We start from the raw sequence: 15,848 nt of genomic DNA, 5'->3' as shown, positions 1-15,848 counted from the left end.
ATCCTCGCTTGAAAAGCCCTCAGCACGTCCTTAAACTTCAAGGTGGGGAAAAGTGGATCAAAGTGGTTTTTATCGGGCGGTTTGCCCCCTTTAACTCATTTTCAGGGACTGCAATTTGTTGCGTGGTGCGCATGCCATCAGCCTGGACAACAAGGGGCGATTGGCGATTCCGACCAAGTACCGTGATTGGCTGCGCGACGAGAGCGAGGGCCAGCTGGTCTGCACTATCGATATTGCCCACCCCTGTCTGCTGCTTTACCCCCTGAACGAATGGGAAGAGATCGAGCGCAAGCTCAAGACCCTCTCCAGCATGAATCCCCTTGAGCGCCGCCTGCAGCGGCTGTTGCTCGGGCATGCGACCGAATGCGAGCTGGACGGCAATGGCCGTCTGCTGCTCAGCCAGCCACTGCGCAGCCATGCGGGGCTGGACAAGAAAATCATGCTGGTGGGCCAGCTCAACAAATTTGAGCTGTGGGATGAAGCCCGCTGGCAACAACAGGTCAATGACGACATTCAGGGCCTGCCCGAAGATGACTGGGCAAGCTCGCCACGACTACAGGATTTCTCTTTATAAATGACCCAAGCCGCTGAACACATCACAGTGCTGCTGCACGAAGCCGTCGAAGGGCTGGCCATCAAGCCGGACGGCATCTACGTCGACGGTACGTTTGGCCGGGGCGGTCACTCGCGCCTTATCCTGCAGCTGCTGGGCCCCCATGGTCGTTTGATCGCCATCGATCGGGATCCCCAGGCCATCGCCGAAGCGGCCAAGATCCAGGATCCGCGTTTCGAGATCGTGCACGGCCCCTTCTCCGGCATCACCACCTACCTGAGTGAGCGCGGCCTGCTGGGCAAGGTCGACGGCTTCCTGCTGGATCTGGGTGTATCTTCCCCCCAGCTGGACGATGCCGAGCGCGGTTTCAGCTTCATGAAGGACGGCCCGCTCGACATGCGGATGGATCCCACTTCCGGTCAGAGCGCCGCCGAATGGCTGGCCAGGGCTGACGTGGACGACATCGCCTGGGTACTGAAGACCTTTGGCGAGGAGCGCTTTGCCAAGAAGATTGCCCGCGCCATCGTGCATGACCGGGTCACCGAGCCCTATGTTCGCACCCGCCAGCTGGCGGAGATGATCGCCCGGGTCAATCCGAGCAAGGAAAAGGGCAAGCACGCTGCCACCCGCAGCTTCCAGGCCATCCGCATCTACATCAACAGCGAACTGGACGAGATCGAGACCGCACTCAACGGGGCCCTGGAAGTGCTGGCCCCCCACGGCCGCCTCTCCGTCATCAGCTTCCACTCGCTGGAAGACCGGCTGGTGAAGCACTTCATCCGCAAGCACGAGAAAGGCCCGGAAGTGCCGCACGGCATTCCGCTGACCGAGGCCCAGCTGGCCGGCGGTCGCAAACTGAAATCGGTCGGCAAGGCGCTCAAGCCTTCCGAGCATGAAGTCAACGAAAACAGCCGGTCACGCAGCTCGGTGCTGCGGGTGGCCCAGCGGCTGGCGGAGTAAGCCATGAGCGAGGTGCGTGTTCATCTGGCCAGGGAGATCCTCGGCGATCTCTGGCGGCACAAGCTGCAGGTGGTGCTGGCCATCGCCGTGCTGATCACCGCCTTTGCCGTGATCCTGGTGACCAACATGACTCGCGGCCTCACCGCCAAGCAGAATGACCTGATGGCGGAGGAGGATCGGCTCAACATCGAGTGGCGCCACCTGCTGCTGGAGCAGGGCACGCTGGCAGAGCACTCCCGGGTCGCGAGTCTGGCCATGGACAAGTTGCAGATGGCTCGCCCGCTGGTGACCACCGAGAAGGTAATTACACAACCATGAAACGCAAGGCATCCGCCAAGGCCCAACCCAAGGTCAAAGCTCCGTCACTCTATCCGTGGCGCTTTCGCACACTGGTGTTTTTCATCGGCATTGCGTTTGCCGGCTTGATCCTGCGGCTGGCCTGGATCCAGGTGATCGACCCGGACAGGCTGCGTCAGGAGGGGGACATGCGCTCGCTGCGCACCACCTCCACCCAGGCGGTGCGTGGCATGATCACCGATCGCAACGGCGAACAGCTGGCGGTGTCGGTACCGGTCGAAGCGGTGTGGGCCGATCCCAAGACGGTGCATGAATCCGGTGCCATCCACAACGAACGCGCCTGGATGGCGCTCTCCGCCGTGCTCAAGCTCGACATCAATACCCTCAAGCACCGCATATCCAACCCGAGCAAGCGCTTCGTCTACCTGCAGCGGCAGGTGACGCCGGCGGTGTCTGAGTACATCAAGGGGCTCAAGCTGGGCGGCATCTACCTGCGTCCGGAGTCGCGCCGTTTCTATCCGACCGGCGAGATCAGCGCCCATCTGGTGGGGGTGACCAACATCGATGGGCATGGCATCGAGGGGATCGAGCGCAGCTATGACGAATGGCTGACCGCGACCCCGGGCGAGATGCGGGTGCGCAAGGACCGGCAGGGTCGGGTCATCGAGCGGCTCGGGCTGGTGAAAGAGGGCAAGAACGCCAACGATCTGCAGCTGAGCATCGATCAGCGGGTACAGGCGCTGGCCTACCGGGCACTCAAGCGGGCCACCGACGAGAACAAGGCGACCTCCGGCTCCATGGTGATGCTGGACGTGAAGACCGGCGAGGTGCTCGCCATGGTCAATACCCCCTCCTACAACCCCAACAACCGCGGTCAGTACCAGAGTTTCCGGGTGCGCAACCGGGTGGTGACCGACACCTATGAACCGGGCTCCACCGTCAAACCCCTGATCCTGCTGAGTGCCCTGCAGGCTGGCGTCACCAGCTGGAAGGACACCATCCAGGGTGGCCCCCTGTTCATCGGGGCCAAGCAGATCCGCGACGTGAGTATTCACAAAGCGACCAACCTGTACGACATCCTGCGCTACTCCTCCAACATCGGCATGTCGCGCATCGCACTGCGGATGCCGGCCCAGGAGATGATCAACACCCTCAGCATGGTGGGCTTCGGGATGGATACCGGTAGCGGCCTGATGGGCGAGAGCAGCGGCATGCTGCCCCAGCGCCGGCGCTGGTCCGATATCGAACGGGCCACTCTGTCGTTCGGCTATGGCCTGCGGGTGACCCCGCTGCAGCTGGCCTCCGCCTATGCCACCCTGGCCAACAAGGGCAAGCGGGTGCCCATCTCCATCGTCAAGGTGAGCGAGCCGCCCAAGGGTGAGCAAGTCATCGACCACAACAACGCCACCGCCATGCTGCAGGCGCTGGAGTATGTGGTCGACAATGCCATTCCGAAAGCCAAGATCCCGGGCTACCGGGTCGGCGGCAAGAGTGGTACAGCCAAGGTCGCCGTGGCCGGCGGCTACGGCAAAGATTACATGGCCTGGTTCGCCGGCTTCGCCCCGGCCAGCAACCCGCGCTTCGTCATGGTGGTGGTGATCAACGAGCCCAAGGGCGATGCCTACTACGGCGGCGCCGTGGCGACCCCGCCGTTTGCCGAGGCCATGGGCGGGGTGCTGCAACTCTTCAATATTCGTCCCGACGCGGTGCCGCCAGCGGTGCCCACCAAACTTGCCCGTACGGAGGCTTCCAATGTTGTCCCGCGCACTTGATCAGCTGATGCGCCCCTTTGGCATTACTGCCCCGGCGCTCGCACTCACCGACATCCAGCTGGACAGTCGGCGCGTCGGGCCCGGTTGTCTCTTCGTGGCGATTCGCGGGCATCAGGTGGATGGCAGATGGTTTATCGAACAGGCGGTGGCTCAGGGAGCGACCGCCGTACTGTTTGAAGAGGACGGGGAATTCGTGGCCCCAACGCTGACCGTGCCCTGCATCGGCGTGCCCAATCTGCCGGCCCGCCTCTCCGAGCTGGCCGGCTATTTCTACGACCAGCCGGCCAGCAAGCTGGCGCTGGTGGGCATCACAGGCACCAACGGCAAGAGCACCACGGCACTGCTGGTCGCCAACTGGCGCACCCTGCTGGGGGGCAAGGCCGGGGTGATGGGCACGATCGGCAACGGCCTGTTCGGCGATCTTATCGAAGCTGAGAACACCACCGGCAGCGCGCTGCAGGTACAGGCCAATCTGGCCGCCCTGCAGACGCAGGGGGCGGATCTGGTGGCGATGGAGGTTTCCAGCCACGGTCTGGTGCAGCACCGCGTGGCTGCCCTGCCGTTTGCCGCTGCCGTGTTCACCAACCTGAGCCGGGATCACCTGGACTATCACGGCACCATGGAGGCCTATGGCGCCGCCAAGGAAGAGCTGCTGAAACTGGTGGCAGAACCTTGCGCCGTGCTCAATGCCGATGACCGCCTGGGTCGCCAGTGGCTGGCCGCTTATCCGGCCGCGGTGGCGTTCAGCGTGCACGGCCCGGTTGCCAATCACCCGGGGCGACAGCTGACGGCGCAAGACCCCCATTTCCACCAGCAAGGTTTTCGCACGCAGATTAACTCCAGTTGGGGGAATGGTGTATTATCCGCCCCCTTGCTCGGGCGCTTCAACGTCAGCAACGTGCTGGCCGCGATGGGCGCCATGCTGGTGCTCGGCTATGACTTCGACGAGTTGCTGGCCACCGCGCCGCAACTGCAGCCGGTGACCGGTCGCATGGAGTGTTTCGGTGGCGGCAAGGCGCCGCTCGCCGTGGTCGATTATGCCCACACGCCGGATGCGCTGGAGAAGGCGCTGCAGGCCCTGCGGGTGCACTGTGAAGGACGGCTCTGGTGCCTGGTGGGATGTGGTGGCGATCGGGATCGCGGCAAGCGCCCCATGATGGCCGCCATGGCCGAGCTGCATGCGGATCGCGTGATCCTGACCGACGACAACCCCCGTACCGAGGAGCCGGCCCGGATCATGGCCGACATGGTGGCGGGTCTTCGCGATCCTGGCGCCGTGCAGATCGAGCACGACAGGGTCAAGGCGATCCAGTTGGCGCTGAGTCAGGCAAACAAACAGGACATCATCCTGGTGGCCGGTAAAGGCCACGAGGATTATCAGATCATTGGAACCGACAAGCGGCACTACAGCGACCGGGAAACCGTCGCGGCCGCCTTGCACACATTATTGGAGTCATTCGCATGATGACCCTCAGGCTTGCCGAGTTGGCGCAGGTACTCGATGCCCGTCTGATTGGTGAAGACGAAGCGATCACTGCTGTCAGTACCGACACCCGTACCCTGGGCGTTGGCGCCCTGTTCGTAGCGCTGCACGGCGAGCGTTTCGATGCCCATGATTTCTGCGACCAGGCCGTGGCCGCCGGCGCCTCCGCCCTGCTGGTGGAGCGTGAATTGCCGCTGGCGATCCCTCAGCTGGTGGTGGCCGATACCCTCAAGGGGCTGGGTCGCCTCGGTCGGCTGGTGCGCGAGCGCATCAACCCGAAAGTGCTGGCCATCACCGGCAGCTGCGGCAAGACCACGGTGAAAGAGATGGCGACTGCCATTCTGCGCCAGGAAGGGGAAGTGCTGGCCACCGCCGGCAACTTCAACAACGAGGTGGGAGTGCCGCTCACCCTGCTGCGCCTCGAGCCGCAACACCGGTTCGCGGTGATGGAGCTGGGGGCCAACCACCCGGGCGAGATCGCCTGGACCACCTCGCTGGCCAGACCCGATGCCGCCATCATCAACAACGTGGCGGCCGCCCATCTGGAGGGCTTCGGCTCGCTGGAAGGGGTGTTCCACGCCAAGAGCGAGATTTTTGAGGGCCTGTGCGAAGGTGGCCCCGCCATCGTCAACGCCGACAACGAGTTCTGGCCCAAATGGCAGGCCCGCGGCATTCACTGCGCCTTCTCCATCGAGGATCAGCATCAGCCGTTCCACGCCAGAAACGTGGTGATCAATCAGCAGGGTTGTGCCGAGTTCGTCATGGTGACCCCGCAGGGTGAGGTGAGCCTGACTCTGGCCATTCCGGGTCGCCACAACGTGGCCAACGCGCTGGCCGCCGCCGCCGGCACGCTGGCGCTCGGCGCCTCGCTCGCCTCGATCAAGGCCGGGCTCGAGCAGATGGCGCCGGTCAAGGGCCGCTTCTGCGTCCAGCGCTGGGGTGGTCTTACCCTGGTGGACGACACCTACAACGCCAGCGTGGAGTCCGTGCTGGCGGGTATCGATACCCTGACCGCCATGAACGGCTACAAGGTGCTGGTGTTCGGTGACATGAAGGAGTTGGGTGAGGAGTCCGCCGAGCAGCATGCCCGGGTCGGTCGCCACGCCCGTGAGCGCGGTCTGGATGCCGTGCTGACGGTAGGAGAACAGAGTCGCCACACCGCAGATGCCGCGGCTGGCCGACATTTCGATAACAAGGCGTCGTTGTTTGAAGTGCTTGCGCAAATGATAAAAACACATCAAGAAATTTCGATTCTGGTCAAGGGTGCCCGCGGCTCCCGCATGGAAGATATCGTCGAGATGGTCAAAGACCATCAGGAGTCGGCCACATGCTAGTCTGGCTGGCGGAACTGCTCACCCCGCACTTCACCTTCTTCAACGTCTTCTCCTACCTGACGTTTCGCGCCATCCTGTCGATCATCACCGGTCTGGTGGTGGCGCTCTGGATGGGGCCGCGCCTCATCCGCCGCCTGCAGATCCTCAAATTCGGCCAGGTGATCCGCAATGACGGCCCCGAGTCGCACCTGAGCAAGAAAGGCACCCCGACCATGGGCGGCCTGATGATCATCGCTGCCATCTTCATCTCGGTGCTGCTCTGGTGCCGTCTCGACAACCCTTATGTCTGGCTGGTGCTGTTCGTGCTGGGTGCCTACGGCGCCATCGGCTTCGCCGATGACTACCTCAAGGTGGTGCGCAAGAATACCGACGGCCTGATCGCCCGCTGGAAGTACTTCTGGCAGTCCGCCGTTGCGCTGGGGGTGGCTGTGTTCCTCTACGCCACCGCCACTCACGACGGTCAGACCCAGCTGGTAGTGCCCTTCCTCAAGGACGTGATGCCGCAGCTCGGCCTGATGTTCATCGTACTGACCTACTTCGTCATCGTCGGCACCTCCAACGCGGTCAACCTGACCGACGGCCTCGACGGTCTGGCCATCATGCCGACCGTGATGGTGGCGGGGGGCTTCGCCTTCATCGCCTGGGCGACCGGCAACGTCAATTTTGCCAGCTACCTGCACATTCCCTACGTGCCCTATACCTCCGAGCTGGTTATTGTCTGTACCGCCATCGTCGGCGCCGGTCTGGGGTTCCTCTGGTTCAACACCTATCCGGCCCAGGTCTTCATGGGGGACGTGGGCTCCCTGGCGCTGGGCGGCGCGCTCGGCACCATCGCCGTGCTGGTACGCCAGGAGTTCCTGCTGGTGATCATGGGCGGGGTCTTCGTGATGGAGACCGTCTCGGTGATCCTGCAGGTGGGGTCCTACAAGCTGCGCGGCGTGCGCATCTTCCGTATGGCGCCGATCCATCACCACTATGAGAAGAAGGGCTGGCCGGAGCCGCGCGTCATCGTGCGCTTCTGGATCATCACCCTCATGCTGGTGCTGCTCGGCCTTGCCACCCTGAAGGTGAGGTAAGCCATGGTCATCATCATCGGACTTGGCAAAACCGGACTCTCCTGCGTCGACTACTTCCTCGGCCGTGGCGTCACGCCGCTGGTGATGGACACCCGCGCCAACCCGCCCGGCAAGGATCAGCTGCCGCCCGAGGTGGAGCTCATTCACGGGCTGGACGGCGAGCGCCTCAAGCAGGCGCACATGATAGTGGCGAGCCCGGGCATCGCCTTGGCCACCCCCGAGCTGAAAGCCGCCGCCGAGTGCGGGGTGCAGATCGTCGGTGACATCGAGCTGTTTGTGCGCGACACCGAAGTGCCGGTCATCGCCATCACCGGCTCCAACGGCAAGAGCACTGTGACTACCCTGGTGGGCGAGATGATCGCCGAAGCCGGCCTCAAGGTGGGCGTTGGTGGCAACATAGGCACGCCGGCGCTGGAGCTGCTCAAGCAGCCGATGGATCTCTGCGTGCTGGAGCTCTCCAGCTTCCAGCTGGAGACCACCCACAGCCTGCGCGCCGCCGCTTCCGTGGTATTGAACCTCAGTGAAGATCATATGGATCGCTATCAAGGCATGGCCGACTACCGCGCCGCCAAGATGGAGATCCATCAGCACTCCCAGCACATTCTGGTCAATCGTGACGATGCCCAGACCCTGCCCGACGTGGGTCAGGTGTGGCAGAGCTTCGGTCTCGATTGCAACGGTTACGGGCGCTGTGAGTTGGAGGGGCGCCAGTGGCTGACCCTGCACGGCGAGCCGTTGCTGGCGGTGGACGAGATGAAGATCGTCGGTGCCCACAACCAGGCCAACGCCCTGGCCGCCATGGCTCTGTGCGATGCGGTGGGCATTCCGCGAGAGCCCCAGCTCGCCGTGCTGCGCCGCTTCGAGGGGTTGCCGCACCGCGCCCGCTTCGTGCGCGAGGTGAACGGGGTGCGCTGGATCAACGACTCCAAGGCCACCAACGTGGGGGCTACCCTGGCCGCCGTGGCCGGGGTGCGTGAATCGGTGAAAGGCCGTCTGCTGCTGCTGGCCGGCGGCCAGGGCAAGGGCCAGGATTTCGGCCCGGTGCAAGCCCTGCTCGGCAGCCAGATCGATCACATGTACTGCTTCGGCCAGGATGCCGAGGTGCTGCTGGCACTGGGTGAGCAGACCGAGCGGGTTGCCGATCTCGATGCCGCGGTCGCCAAGGCGGCTGCCGATGCCAGGCCCGGCGACTGGGTGCTGCTGGCACCCGCCTGCGCCAGCCTGGACCAGTTCAAGTCTTTCGAAGCGCGCGGTGATCGTTTCACCGAGCTGGTGATGGCCTTATGAACGCCCTGCGCACAGTAGCGGGCTTCCTGCAGCGCTGGCTGTTGCCGGCACGCCCTGCCGGTCTCTACGACCGGCAGCTGGTGGTGCTGGCGTTGGCGCTGATGGCGGTGGGTCTGGTGATAGTTGCGTCCGCCTCCATTCCGGAGGGGATCGCCATCAACAACGATCCCTTCATGTTCGTGAAGCGCCATGGCCTGTTCTTGCTGATGGCGCTCGGGGTCTCCTGGTTCGTACTGCAGGTGCCCATGGCCCGCTGGCAACACTACAACGGCCCCATGCTGCTGCTGGCCATCGTCATGCTGGTGCTGGTGCTGCTGGTGGGGCGCAGCGTCAACGGCTCGGTGCGCTGGTTGCCGCTTGGCCCCTTCAACCTGCAGCCGGCCGAGTTTGGCAAGCTGGCACTGTTTGTCTATCTGGCCGGCTACCTGGTGCGCCGCCAGAGCGAGGTACGTGAGCGCTTCATCGGCTTCATGAAGCCGATGGCGGTCCTGTTCGTGGTGGCCATCCTGCTGCTGGCACAGCCTGACCTAGGGTCTGTGGTGGTGATGTTCGTGACGTCGCTGGGCATGCTGTTCCTGGCCGGCGCTCGCCTGGTGCAGTTCATCGGCCTCATCCTGGTGGGGGTGAGCGCTGTGGTGACCCTGATCATCGCCGAGCCCTACCGGATGCGGCGGGTCACCTCCTTCCTCGACCCCTGGGCCGATCCGTTCGGCAGCGGCTACCAGCTGACCCAGTCGCTGATGGCCTTCGGTCGTGGCAGCTGGTTTGGCGAGGGGCTCGGCAACTCCATCCAGAAGATGGAGTACCTGCCGGAAGCTCACACCGACTTCGTGTTTGCGATCCTGGGTGAAGAGCTGGGGTATGTGGGCGTGCTGGGCGCGCTCTTCCTCATCTTCGCGCTCTCGGTCAAGGCGCTCAAGCTGGGCCACCAGGCGCTGGTGGCGGAGCGGCTGTATGAAGGCTATCTGGCCATCGGCATCGGCATCTGGTTCAGCTTCCAGACCTTCGTCAACGTCGGCGCCGCCAGTGGCATGATGCCGACCAAGGGTCTGACCCTGCCGCTGGTCAGTTATGGTGGTTCGAGCCTCATCATCATGATGGTGGCGGTGAGCATGTTGATTCGTATCGATTTCGAGTTGCGTCAGGCCAGTGCCCAGGCGCGCGTGCGGGAGGTTTAGTGAGCAAGACGCTGTTGGTGATGGCAGGCGGTACCGGGGGCCACGTGTTCCCCGGTCTGGCCGTGGCCGATCGCCTCAAGGCCCAGGGCTGGACCATTCACTGGCTCGGTACCGCCGACCGGATGGAGGCGGAGCTGGTGCCTGCCCATGGTTATCCCATCTCCTTCATCGATATCCAGGGGGTGCGTGGCAATGGCATCAAGCGGCTGCTGGCGGCCCCCTATCGCATCGTAAAATCCGTGCTGCAGGCGCGCCGGGTGCTCAAGACCATTCGCCCCGACGTGGTGCTCGGCATGGGCGGTTTTGCCTCCGGTCCGGGTGGCGTGGCCGCCTGGCTGTCCGGCATCCCGTTGCTGCTCCATGAGCAGAATGCCGCTGCCGGCATGACCAACAAGCTGCTGGCTCGCCTCGCCAAGCGGGTGCTGATGGCCTTCCCGGGCGCCTTTGCGCCGAGCCGTCGCACCGCCGTGGTGGGCAACCCGGTGCGTCCTGAGGTGGTGGCTCTGCCGGATCCGCAACTGCGCAGCAGTGCAGAGCCGCTGCGGCTGCTGATCGTCGGTGGCAGCCTGGGGGCCCGGGTGCTCAACGAGCAGGTGCCGCCGGCGGTGGCAGCGGCCGGGGTCCCCATCGAGGTGCGTCACCAGTGCGGCAAGGGCAATCGCGATGCCGTGGCCGAGGCCTACGCCAAGCAGGGTGTTGCGGCCGAGGTGAGTGAATTTATCAAGGACATGGCCGGTGCCTATGCCTGGGCAGACCTGGTGGTGTGCCGGGCCGGGGCGCTGACCGTCTCCGAAGTCGCCGCCGCCGGGGTTGCCGCCATTTTTGTGCCGCTGCCCCACGCGGTGGATGATCACCAGACCCGCAACGCCCTGACTCTGGTCGACGGCGGTGCGGCTGAATTCCTGCCCCAATCCGAGCTGACCACGGCCTCGCTGGCTGCGCGTCTCTCCTGGCTTGCCGGGCGCAGGGAAACCCTATTGAACATGGCCCAGGCTGCCCGTCGCGTCGCCATCATCGATGCCGCCGAGCGGGTCGCCGATGAGTGCAAACGCCTGGCGACCGGGCAGAGCGAGAGATGATTATGACCAAGGTTGAACTGGCAAAACTGCGTACCGTTATCCCTGAAATGCGCCGGGTGCGTCGTATTCACTTCATCGGCATCGGTGGGGCCGGGATGGGCGGTATCGCTGAAGTCCTTGCCAACGAAGGGTATCAGGTGACCGGCTCGGATCTGGCCCGCAATGCGGTGACCGAACGGCTCGAGTCCCTCGGTGCCCACATCTTCGTGGGCCACAGTGCCGAGCACGTGAACGAGGCGAGCGTGGTGGTGGTCTCTACCGCCATCAAGCAGGACAACCCCGAGCTGCTGGCTGCCCGCGAGCTGCGCATTCCTGTGGTGCGCCGCGCCGAGATGCTGGCCGAGCTGATGCGTTTCCGCCATGGCATCGCCATCGCCGGCACCCACGGCAAGACCACCACCACCAGCCTGGTGGCGAGCATCTATGCCGAGGCGGACCGGGATCCGACCTTCGTCATCGGTGGCCTGCTCAACAGCGCCGGCACCAATGCCCGCCTGGGCAGCAGCCGCTATCTGATTGCCGAAGCGGACGAGAGCGACGCCTCCTTCCTGCATCTGCAGCCGATGGTCTCCATCGTGACCAACATTGAAGCGGATCACATGGACACCTATGGTGGCGACTTCTCCAAGCTGAAGGCCACCTTCATCGACTTCCTGCACAATCTGCCGTTCTACGGGCTGGCCGTGGTGTGCGTGGATGACCCTGTGATCCGCGGCATGCTGCCGGAGATCGCGCGTCCCACCATCACCTATGGCCTGAGTGATGATGCCGACGTGCAGGTGCTGGACTTCGTGCAGACCAGCAACCGCAGCCGTTTCCGGGTCCGTCGCAAGGATGCCGGCGAGCTGGAGGTGACCCTCAATCTGCCCGGCATCCACAACGCCCTCAATGCCGCCGCGGCGATTGCGGTCGCCACCGAGGACGGGATCGGCGATGATGCCATCATCCGGGCGCTGGCCAAGTTTGAAGGGGTGGGTCGCCGCTTCCAGCAATATGGCGAGTTCGAGACCGGCCGCGGCAAGGCCATGCTGGTGGATGACTACGGTCACCACCCGAGCGAGGTCAAGGTCACCATCAACGCCGCTCGCGCCGGCTGGCCCGAGAAGCGACTGGTGATGGTGTTCCAGCCGCACCGCTACACCCGTACCCGTGATCTCTATGAAGATTTCGCTGACGTGCTCTCCAAGGTGGACGTGCTGGTGATGCTGGAGGTCTATGCCGCCGGTGAAGAGCCTATTCCGGGCGCCGATGGCCGCGCCCTGTGCCGCTCCATCCGCTCCCGCGGCAGTCTGGAACCCATCTTTGTCGCGACGCCGGACGATGTGCCGGCGGTACTGGCCGGCCTGGTCGGCGAGGGGGATCTGGTGCTGACCCAGGGGGCAGGGAACGTCGGGGCGCTGGCACGGCGTCTCGGCGAGATGAAATTGAGCATCGAGAGCATGAAATCCGGCGCCTGAGGGCCCAATGAGTATTTTGACCGCCAAGCCGGGGCCTATATAATGGCGAACCGGCCTGCAAAGGGCCGGCATGGCGCGTTAAACGGGGATCGATCGGGTGGAGGCAAGGGCACAAGGGCGCACCAAGGGAGGCTTCATCGCCGGGGTGGGATTTTTCCTCCTGGTCATGTGGGGCCTCTACCAGACCGCGCTGGATGTTAAAGATTGGCTGACGGATGCCAATCGGTTGCCCATGAGCGAGCTGTTGCTGCAGGGGCAACACCAGTATTTGCAAACCGATGAACTGCGCAGCGCCGTGCTGGATGGCGCCGAACTGCGCAACTTCTTCGAGTTGGACGTGAACGAATTGCAGGCGCGGTTGAACGCCTTGCCTTGGGTGGCCCAGGTCTCGGTACGCAAGAAGTGGCCCAACAAGATCAAGGTCTACCTCACCGAACAGGCGGTGGCGGCTCGCTGGAACGGCAACCGCTTCGTCAACACCAAGGGTGAGGTGTTCAGTGCGCCGGACAGGGTGAAGACCCCCCTGATGCAGCTGTCCGGGCCGGAAGATCAGGCCGTCAAGGTGCTGGAGGCCAGCCGTCAGTACGAGGCGCAGCTGGCGGCCAGAGGATACAAGCTGCTGGGGGTGAATCTGACCCCTCGCCATGCCTGGGAACTGACCCTGGATGGCAACATTCAGCTGTTTTTGGGGCGCTCGGATATCGCGCTTCGACTGCAGCGGTTTATCGATGCCTTTCCGGTCATCGAACCCCGTGAGCGGGTTGCTTACGTGGATCTTCGATACGACACCGGGATGGCAGTTGGCTGGAAGAAGAACGAAGAGAAAGTGAATGACCAAAACCGCAGATAGAAATCTGATTGTCGGACTGGATATCGGCACAACCAAGGTGGCGGTTCTGGTTGGCGAAGTGCTGCCAGACGGTGAGCTCAATGTCATCGGCATGGGCAGTCACGCCTCTCGTGGTATGGACAAGGGCGGGGTCAACGATCTCGATTCCGTGGTCAAGTCCCTGCGCCGTGCGGTGGAAGAGGCCGAGATGATGGCCGACTGCCAGATCAGCTCCGTCTATCTGGGGCTTTCCGGCAAGCACATCGACTGCCGCAACGAAACCGGCATGGTGCCCATCTCCGATGAAGAGGTGACCCAGGAAGACGTGGACAACGTCATCCACACCGCCAAGTCGGTTCGGTTGTCCGATGAGCTGCGGGTGCTGCACGTGCTGCCCCAGGAGTTCGCCATCGACTACCAGGAAGGGATCAAGAACCCGGTCGGTCTGTCCGGCGTGCGGATGGCCGCCAAGGTGCACCTGATCACCTGCCACAACGACATGGCTCGCAACATCGAGAAGTGCGTCGAGAAGGTGGGTCTGCGGGTGGATCAGCTGATCTTCTCCGCCTTGGCGTCCAGCTACGCCGTGCTGACCGAAGACGAGAAGGAGCTGGGTGTCTGCGTGGTGGACATAGGTGGCGGCACCATGGACATGTCGCTGTTTACCGGCGGCGCCCTGCGTCACACCAAGGTGATCCCGTACGCCGGCAGCACGGTGACCAGCGACATCGCCTACGCCTTCGGCACTCCGCCGCTGGATGCGGAGGCTATCAAGGTGCGCTACGGCTGCGCCCTGGGCCGGCTGGTCAGCAAGGAAGACAATATTGAAGTACCCAGTGTCGGCGGTCGTCCGGCGCGCAGCCTGCAGCGGCAGACACTGGCCGAAGTGATCGAGCCCCGTTACACCGAGTTGCTCTCCATGGTGAATGATGAGCTGGTGCGGGTACAAAGCGAATTGAAAGCGCAGGGGGTCAAGCATCAGCTTGCAGCCGGTGTGGTCTTGACCGGCGGCGCTGCCCAGATCGAAGGCATTGTGGAGTGCGCAGAGCAGATCTTCCAGAGCCAGGTCCGGGTAGGGGAGCCCATGAATATCCGGGGATTGAGTGATTACGTGCAGGCGCCTGTGTACTCGACTGCGGTCGGGTTGCTGCAGTATGGCCGCACCCATCAATCCACCGGCAGTAGCAAGGAATATGCCGCCAAGGCAAGCGTAGGTGGGCTGGTCAAACGGGTCAGCAACTGGTTGCGTGGCGAGTTCTAAAAGATTTTGCTGAGTCAGGCAAATAAAGCGGAGAGACAACATGTTTGAATTTATGGATAGCCACACTGACGAAGCCGTCATCAAAGTGATTGGTGTGGGTGGCGGCGGCGGCAACGCAGTCGAACACATGGTTCGTCAAAACATCGAAGGTGTCGAGTTCATTACCGTCAACACCGACGCCCAGGCGCTGCGCAACTCCAGTGCCAACACAACCCTGCAGATCGGCGGTGGCATCACCAAGGGTCTGGGTGCCGGGGCCAACCCGGAAGTGGGTCGTGACGCGGCCATGGAAGATCGGGAAGCACTGCGCGAGCTGCTGACCGGCTCCGACATGGTGTTCATCGCCGCCGGCATGGGCGGTGGTACCGGTACCGGTGCTGCCCCGATCGTGGCTGAAGTGGCCCGCGAGATGGGTATCCTGACAGTTGCTGTCGTAACCAAGCCGTTCTCCTTCGAGGGGAAAAAACGGATGGGCTTTGCCGCCCACGGTATCGAAGAGCTGTCCAAGAACGTCGACTCCCTGATCACCATCCCCAACGACAAGTTGCTGAAGGTGCTGGGTCGTGGCATCTCCCTGCTGGACGCCTTCAAGGCGGCCAACGATGTGCTGCTGGGTGCGGTACAGGGCATTGCCGAGCTGATCACCCGTCCGGGTCTGATCAACGTCGACTTCGCGGACGTACGTACCGTGATGCGCGAGATGGGTACCGCCATGATGGGTACCGGTTCCGCCTCCGGTGATGACCGTGCCGAAGAAGCGGCCGAGAAGGCCATCTCCAGCCCGCTGCTGGAAGACGTGGATCTGGCCGGTGCCCGCGGCATCCTGGTCAACATCACTGCCGGCATGGACATGACCATCGAAGAGTTCGAAACCGTGGGTAACGCGGTCAAGGCCTTCGCCTCCGAGAACGCCACCGTGGTGGTGGGTACCGTAATCGACCCGGAAATGCACGATGAACTGCGCGTGACCGTGGTTGCTACCGGTATCGGTGCCGAGCGCAAGCCGGACATCACCTTGGTGAAGAACAACATGGTCCAGGAACGTCCGGCTCGTCAGCCCCTGATCAGCGAAGCCCTGCAGTCTCGCGTGATGGAAGAGGCGCCGGCCAAGGTGGTGAACGCCGAGCCGCAAGCTCGTCGCGAACCGGATTATCTCGATATTCCTGCGTTCCTGCGCAAGCAAGCCGACTAAGCCTCTAATGACGCTGGTTTGTTTGTTGCTTAAGGAATGTGCTAAGATGGCCTGCCCACGACCATCTGGTCAGGAATTTGAGCTGTTAAG

The 15,848-nt window shown here is 63.4% G+C and carries 14 protein-coding genes; all 14 read left to right on the top strand.

The genetic code is table 11. The features are described 5' to 3' along the window. Positions 1-115: 115 nt before the first annotated feature. The 14 genes from mraZ to ftsZ all read left to right on the top strand — a co-directional run bounded on the left by mraZ (position 116) and on the right by ftsZ (position 15,758). Positions 116-574, top strand: a complete 459-nt coding sequence (gene mraZ / locus BN1143_RS04905; RefSeq protein WP_042049847.1) for a division/cell wall cluster transcriptional repressor MraZ — start codon at positions 116-118, stop codon at positions 572-574. Further along, positions 575-1,513 carry a 16S rRNA (cytosine(1402)-N(4))-methyltransferase RsmH gene (gene rsmH / locus BN1143_RS04900; protein ID WP_042049846.1) on the top strand — a complete coding sequence of 313 codons (939 nt, stop codon included), beginning with the start codon at positions 575-577 and terminating at the stop codon, positions 1,511-1,513. Between the two features lie 3 nt (positions 1,514-1,516). Next, positions 1,517-1,831 (top strand): cell division protein FtsL, encoded by a 315-nt coding sequence (ftsL, locus tag BN1143_RS04895; RefSeq protein ID WP_005305726.1) that lies wholly within the window; start codon positions 1,517-1,519, stop codon positions 1,829-1,831. Then, positions 1,828-3,582, top strand: coding sequence for a peptidoglycan glycosyltransferase FtsI (locus BN1143_RS04890; RefSeq protein ID WP_005305719.1), 1,755 nt, complete (start codon positions 1,828-1,830; stop codon positions 3,580-3,582). Before ftsL ends, BN1143_RS04890 begins: the two co-directional genes overlap by 4 nt. Then, entirely contained in the window at positions 3,563-5,047 is a 1,485-nt protein-coding gene (gene murE, locus BN1143_RS04885) for a UDP-N-acetylmuramoyl-L-alanyl-D-glutamate--2,6-diaminopimelate ligase (protein ID WP_042049845.1), read from the top strand. The genes BN1143_RS04890 and murE overlap by 20 nt, the downstream gene beginning before the upstream one ends. Continuing rightward, complete coding sequence (murF, locus tag BN1143_RS04880; protein ID WP_042049844.1) at positions 5,044-6,399, top strand: UDP-N-acetylmuramoyl-tripeptide--D-alanyl-D-alanine ligase; 1,356 nt, start codon at positions 5,044-5,046, stop codon at positions 6,397-6,399. The genes murE and murF overlap by 4 nt, the downstream gene beginning before the upstream one ends. Next, positions 6,393-7,475 carry a phospho-N-acetylmuramoyl-pentapeptide-transferase gene (mraY, locus tag BN1143_RS04875; RefSeq protein ID WP_005305710.1) on the top strand — a complete coding sequence of 361 codons (1,083 nt, stop codon included), beginning with the start codon at positions 6,393-6,395 and terminating at the stop codon, positions 7,473-7,475. Before murF ends, mraY begins: the two co-directional genes overlap by 7 nt. 3 nt (positions 7,476-7,478) lie before the next feature. Further along, positions 7,479-8,762: a UDP-N-acetylmuramoyl-L-alanine--D-glutamate ligase gene (gene murD / locus BN1143_RS04870; protein WP_005305707.1), complete on the top strand. Its 1,284-nt coding sequence runs from the start codon at positions 7,479-7,481 to the stop codon at positions 8,760-8,762. Then, complete coding sequence (ftsW, locus tag BN1143_RS04865; protein WP_010635948.1) at positions 8,759-9,940, top strand: cell division protein FtsW; 1,182 nt, start codon at positions 8,759-8,761, stop codon at positions 9,938-9,940. Before murD ends, ftsW begins: the two co-directional genes overlap by 4 nt. Beyond that, complete coding sequence (murG, locus tag BN1143_RS04860) at positions 9,940-11,019, top strand: undecaprenyldiphospho-muramoylpentapeptide beta-N-acetylglucosaminyltransferase (RefSeq protein WP_010635949.1); 1,080 nt, start codon at positions 9,940-9,942, stop codon at positions 11,017-11,019. Before ftsW ends, murG begins: the two co-directional genes overlap by 1 nt. Before the next feature lie 2 nt (positions 11,020-11,021). Continuing rightward, positions 11,022-12,476 carry a UDP-N-acetylmuramate--L-alanine ligase gene (gene murC / locus BN1143_RS04855; protein WP_010635950.1) on the top strand — a complete coding sequence of 485 codons (1,455 nt, stop codon included), beginning with the start codon at positions 11,022-11,024 and terminating at the stop codon, positions 12,474-12,476. 97 nt (positions 12,477-12,573) lie between these two features. Beyond that, positions 12,574-13,326: a cell division protein FtsQ/DivIB gene (locus tag BN1143_RS04850; RefSeq protein WP_005305694.1), complete on the top strand. Its 753-nt coding sequence runs from the start codon at positions 12,574-12,576 to the stop codon at positions 13,324-13,326. Continuing rightward, entirely contained in the window at positions 13,307-14,566 is a 1,260-nt protein-coding gene (gene ftsA, locus BN1143_RS04845; protein ID WP_005305690.1) for a cell division protein FtsA, read from the top strand. Before BN1143_RS04850 ends, ftsA begins: the two co-directional genes overlap by 20 nt. A gap of 40 nt (positions 14,567-14,606) precedes the next feature. Further along, a complete protein-coding gene (gene ftsZ, locus BN1143_RS04840) occupies positions 14,607-15,758 on the top strand; it encodes a cell division protein FtsZ (protein WP_005305686.1) in 1,152 nt (383 codons plus the stop codon). The last annotated feature ends 90 nt before the right edge of the window (positions 15,759-15,848 follow it).

Source organism: Aeromonas dhakensis, from assembly GCF_000820305.1.
GTDB classification, from domain to species: Bacteria; Pseudomonadota; Gammaproteobacteria; order Enterobacterales; family Aeromonadaceae; genus Aeromonas; species Aeromonas dhakensis.
The sequence above is the reverse complement of the archived record's forward strand: the minus strand, read 5'-3'. Positions and strand labels throughout refer to the sequence as shown.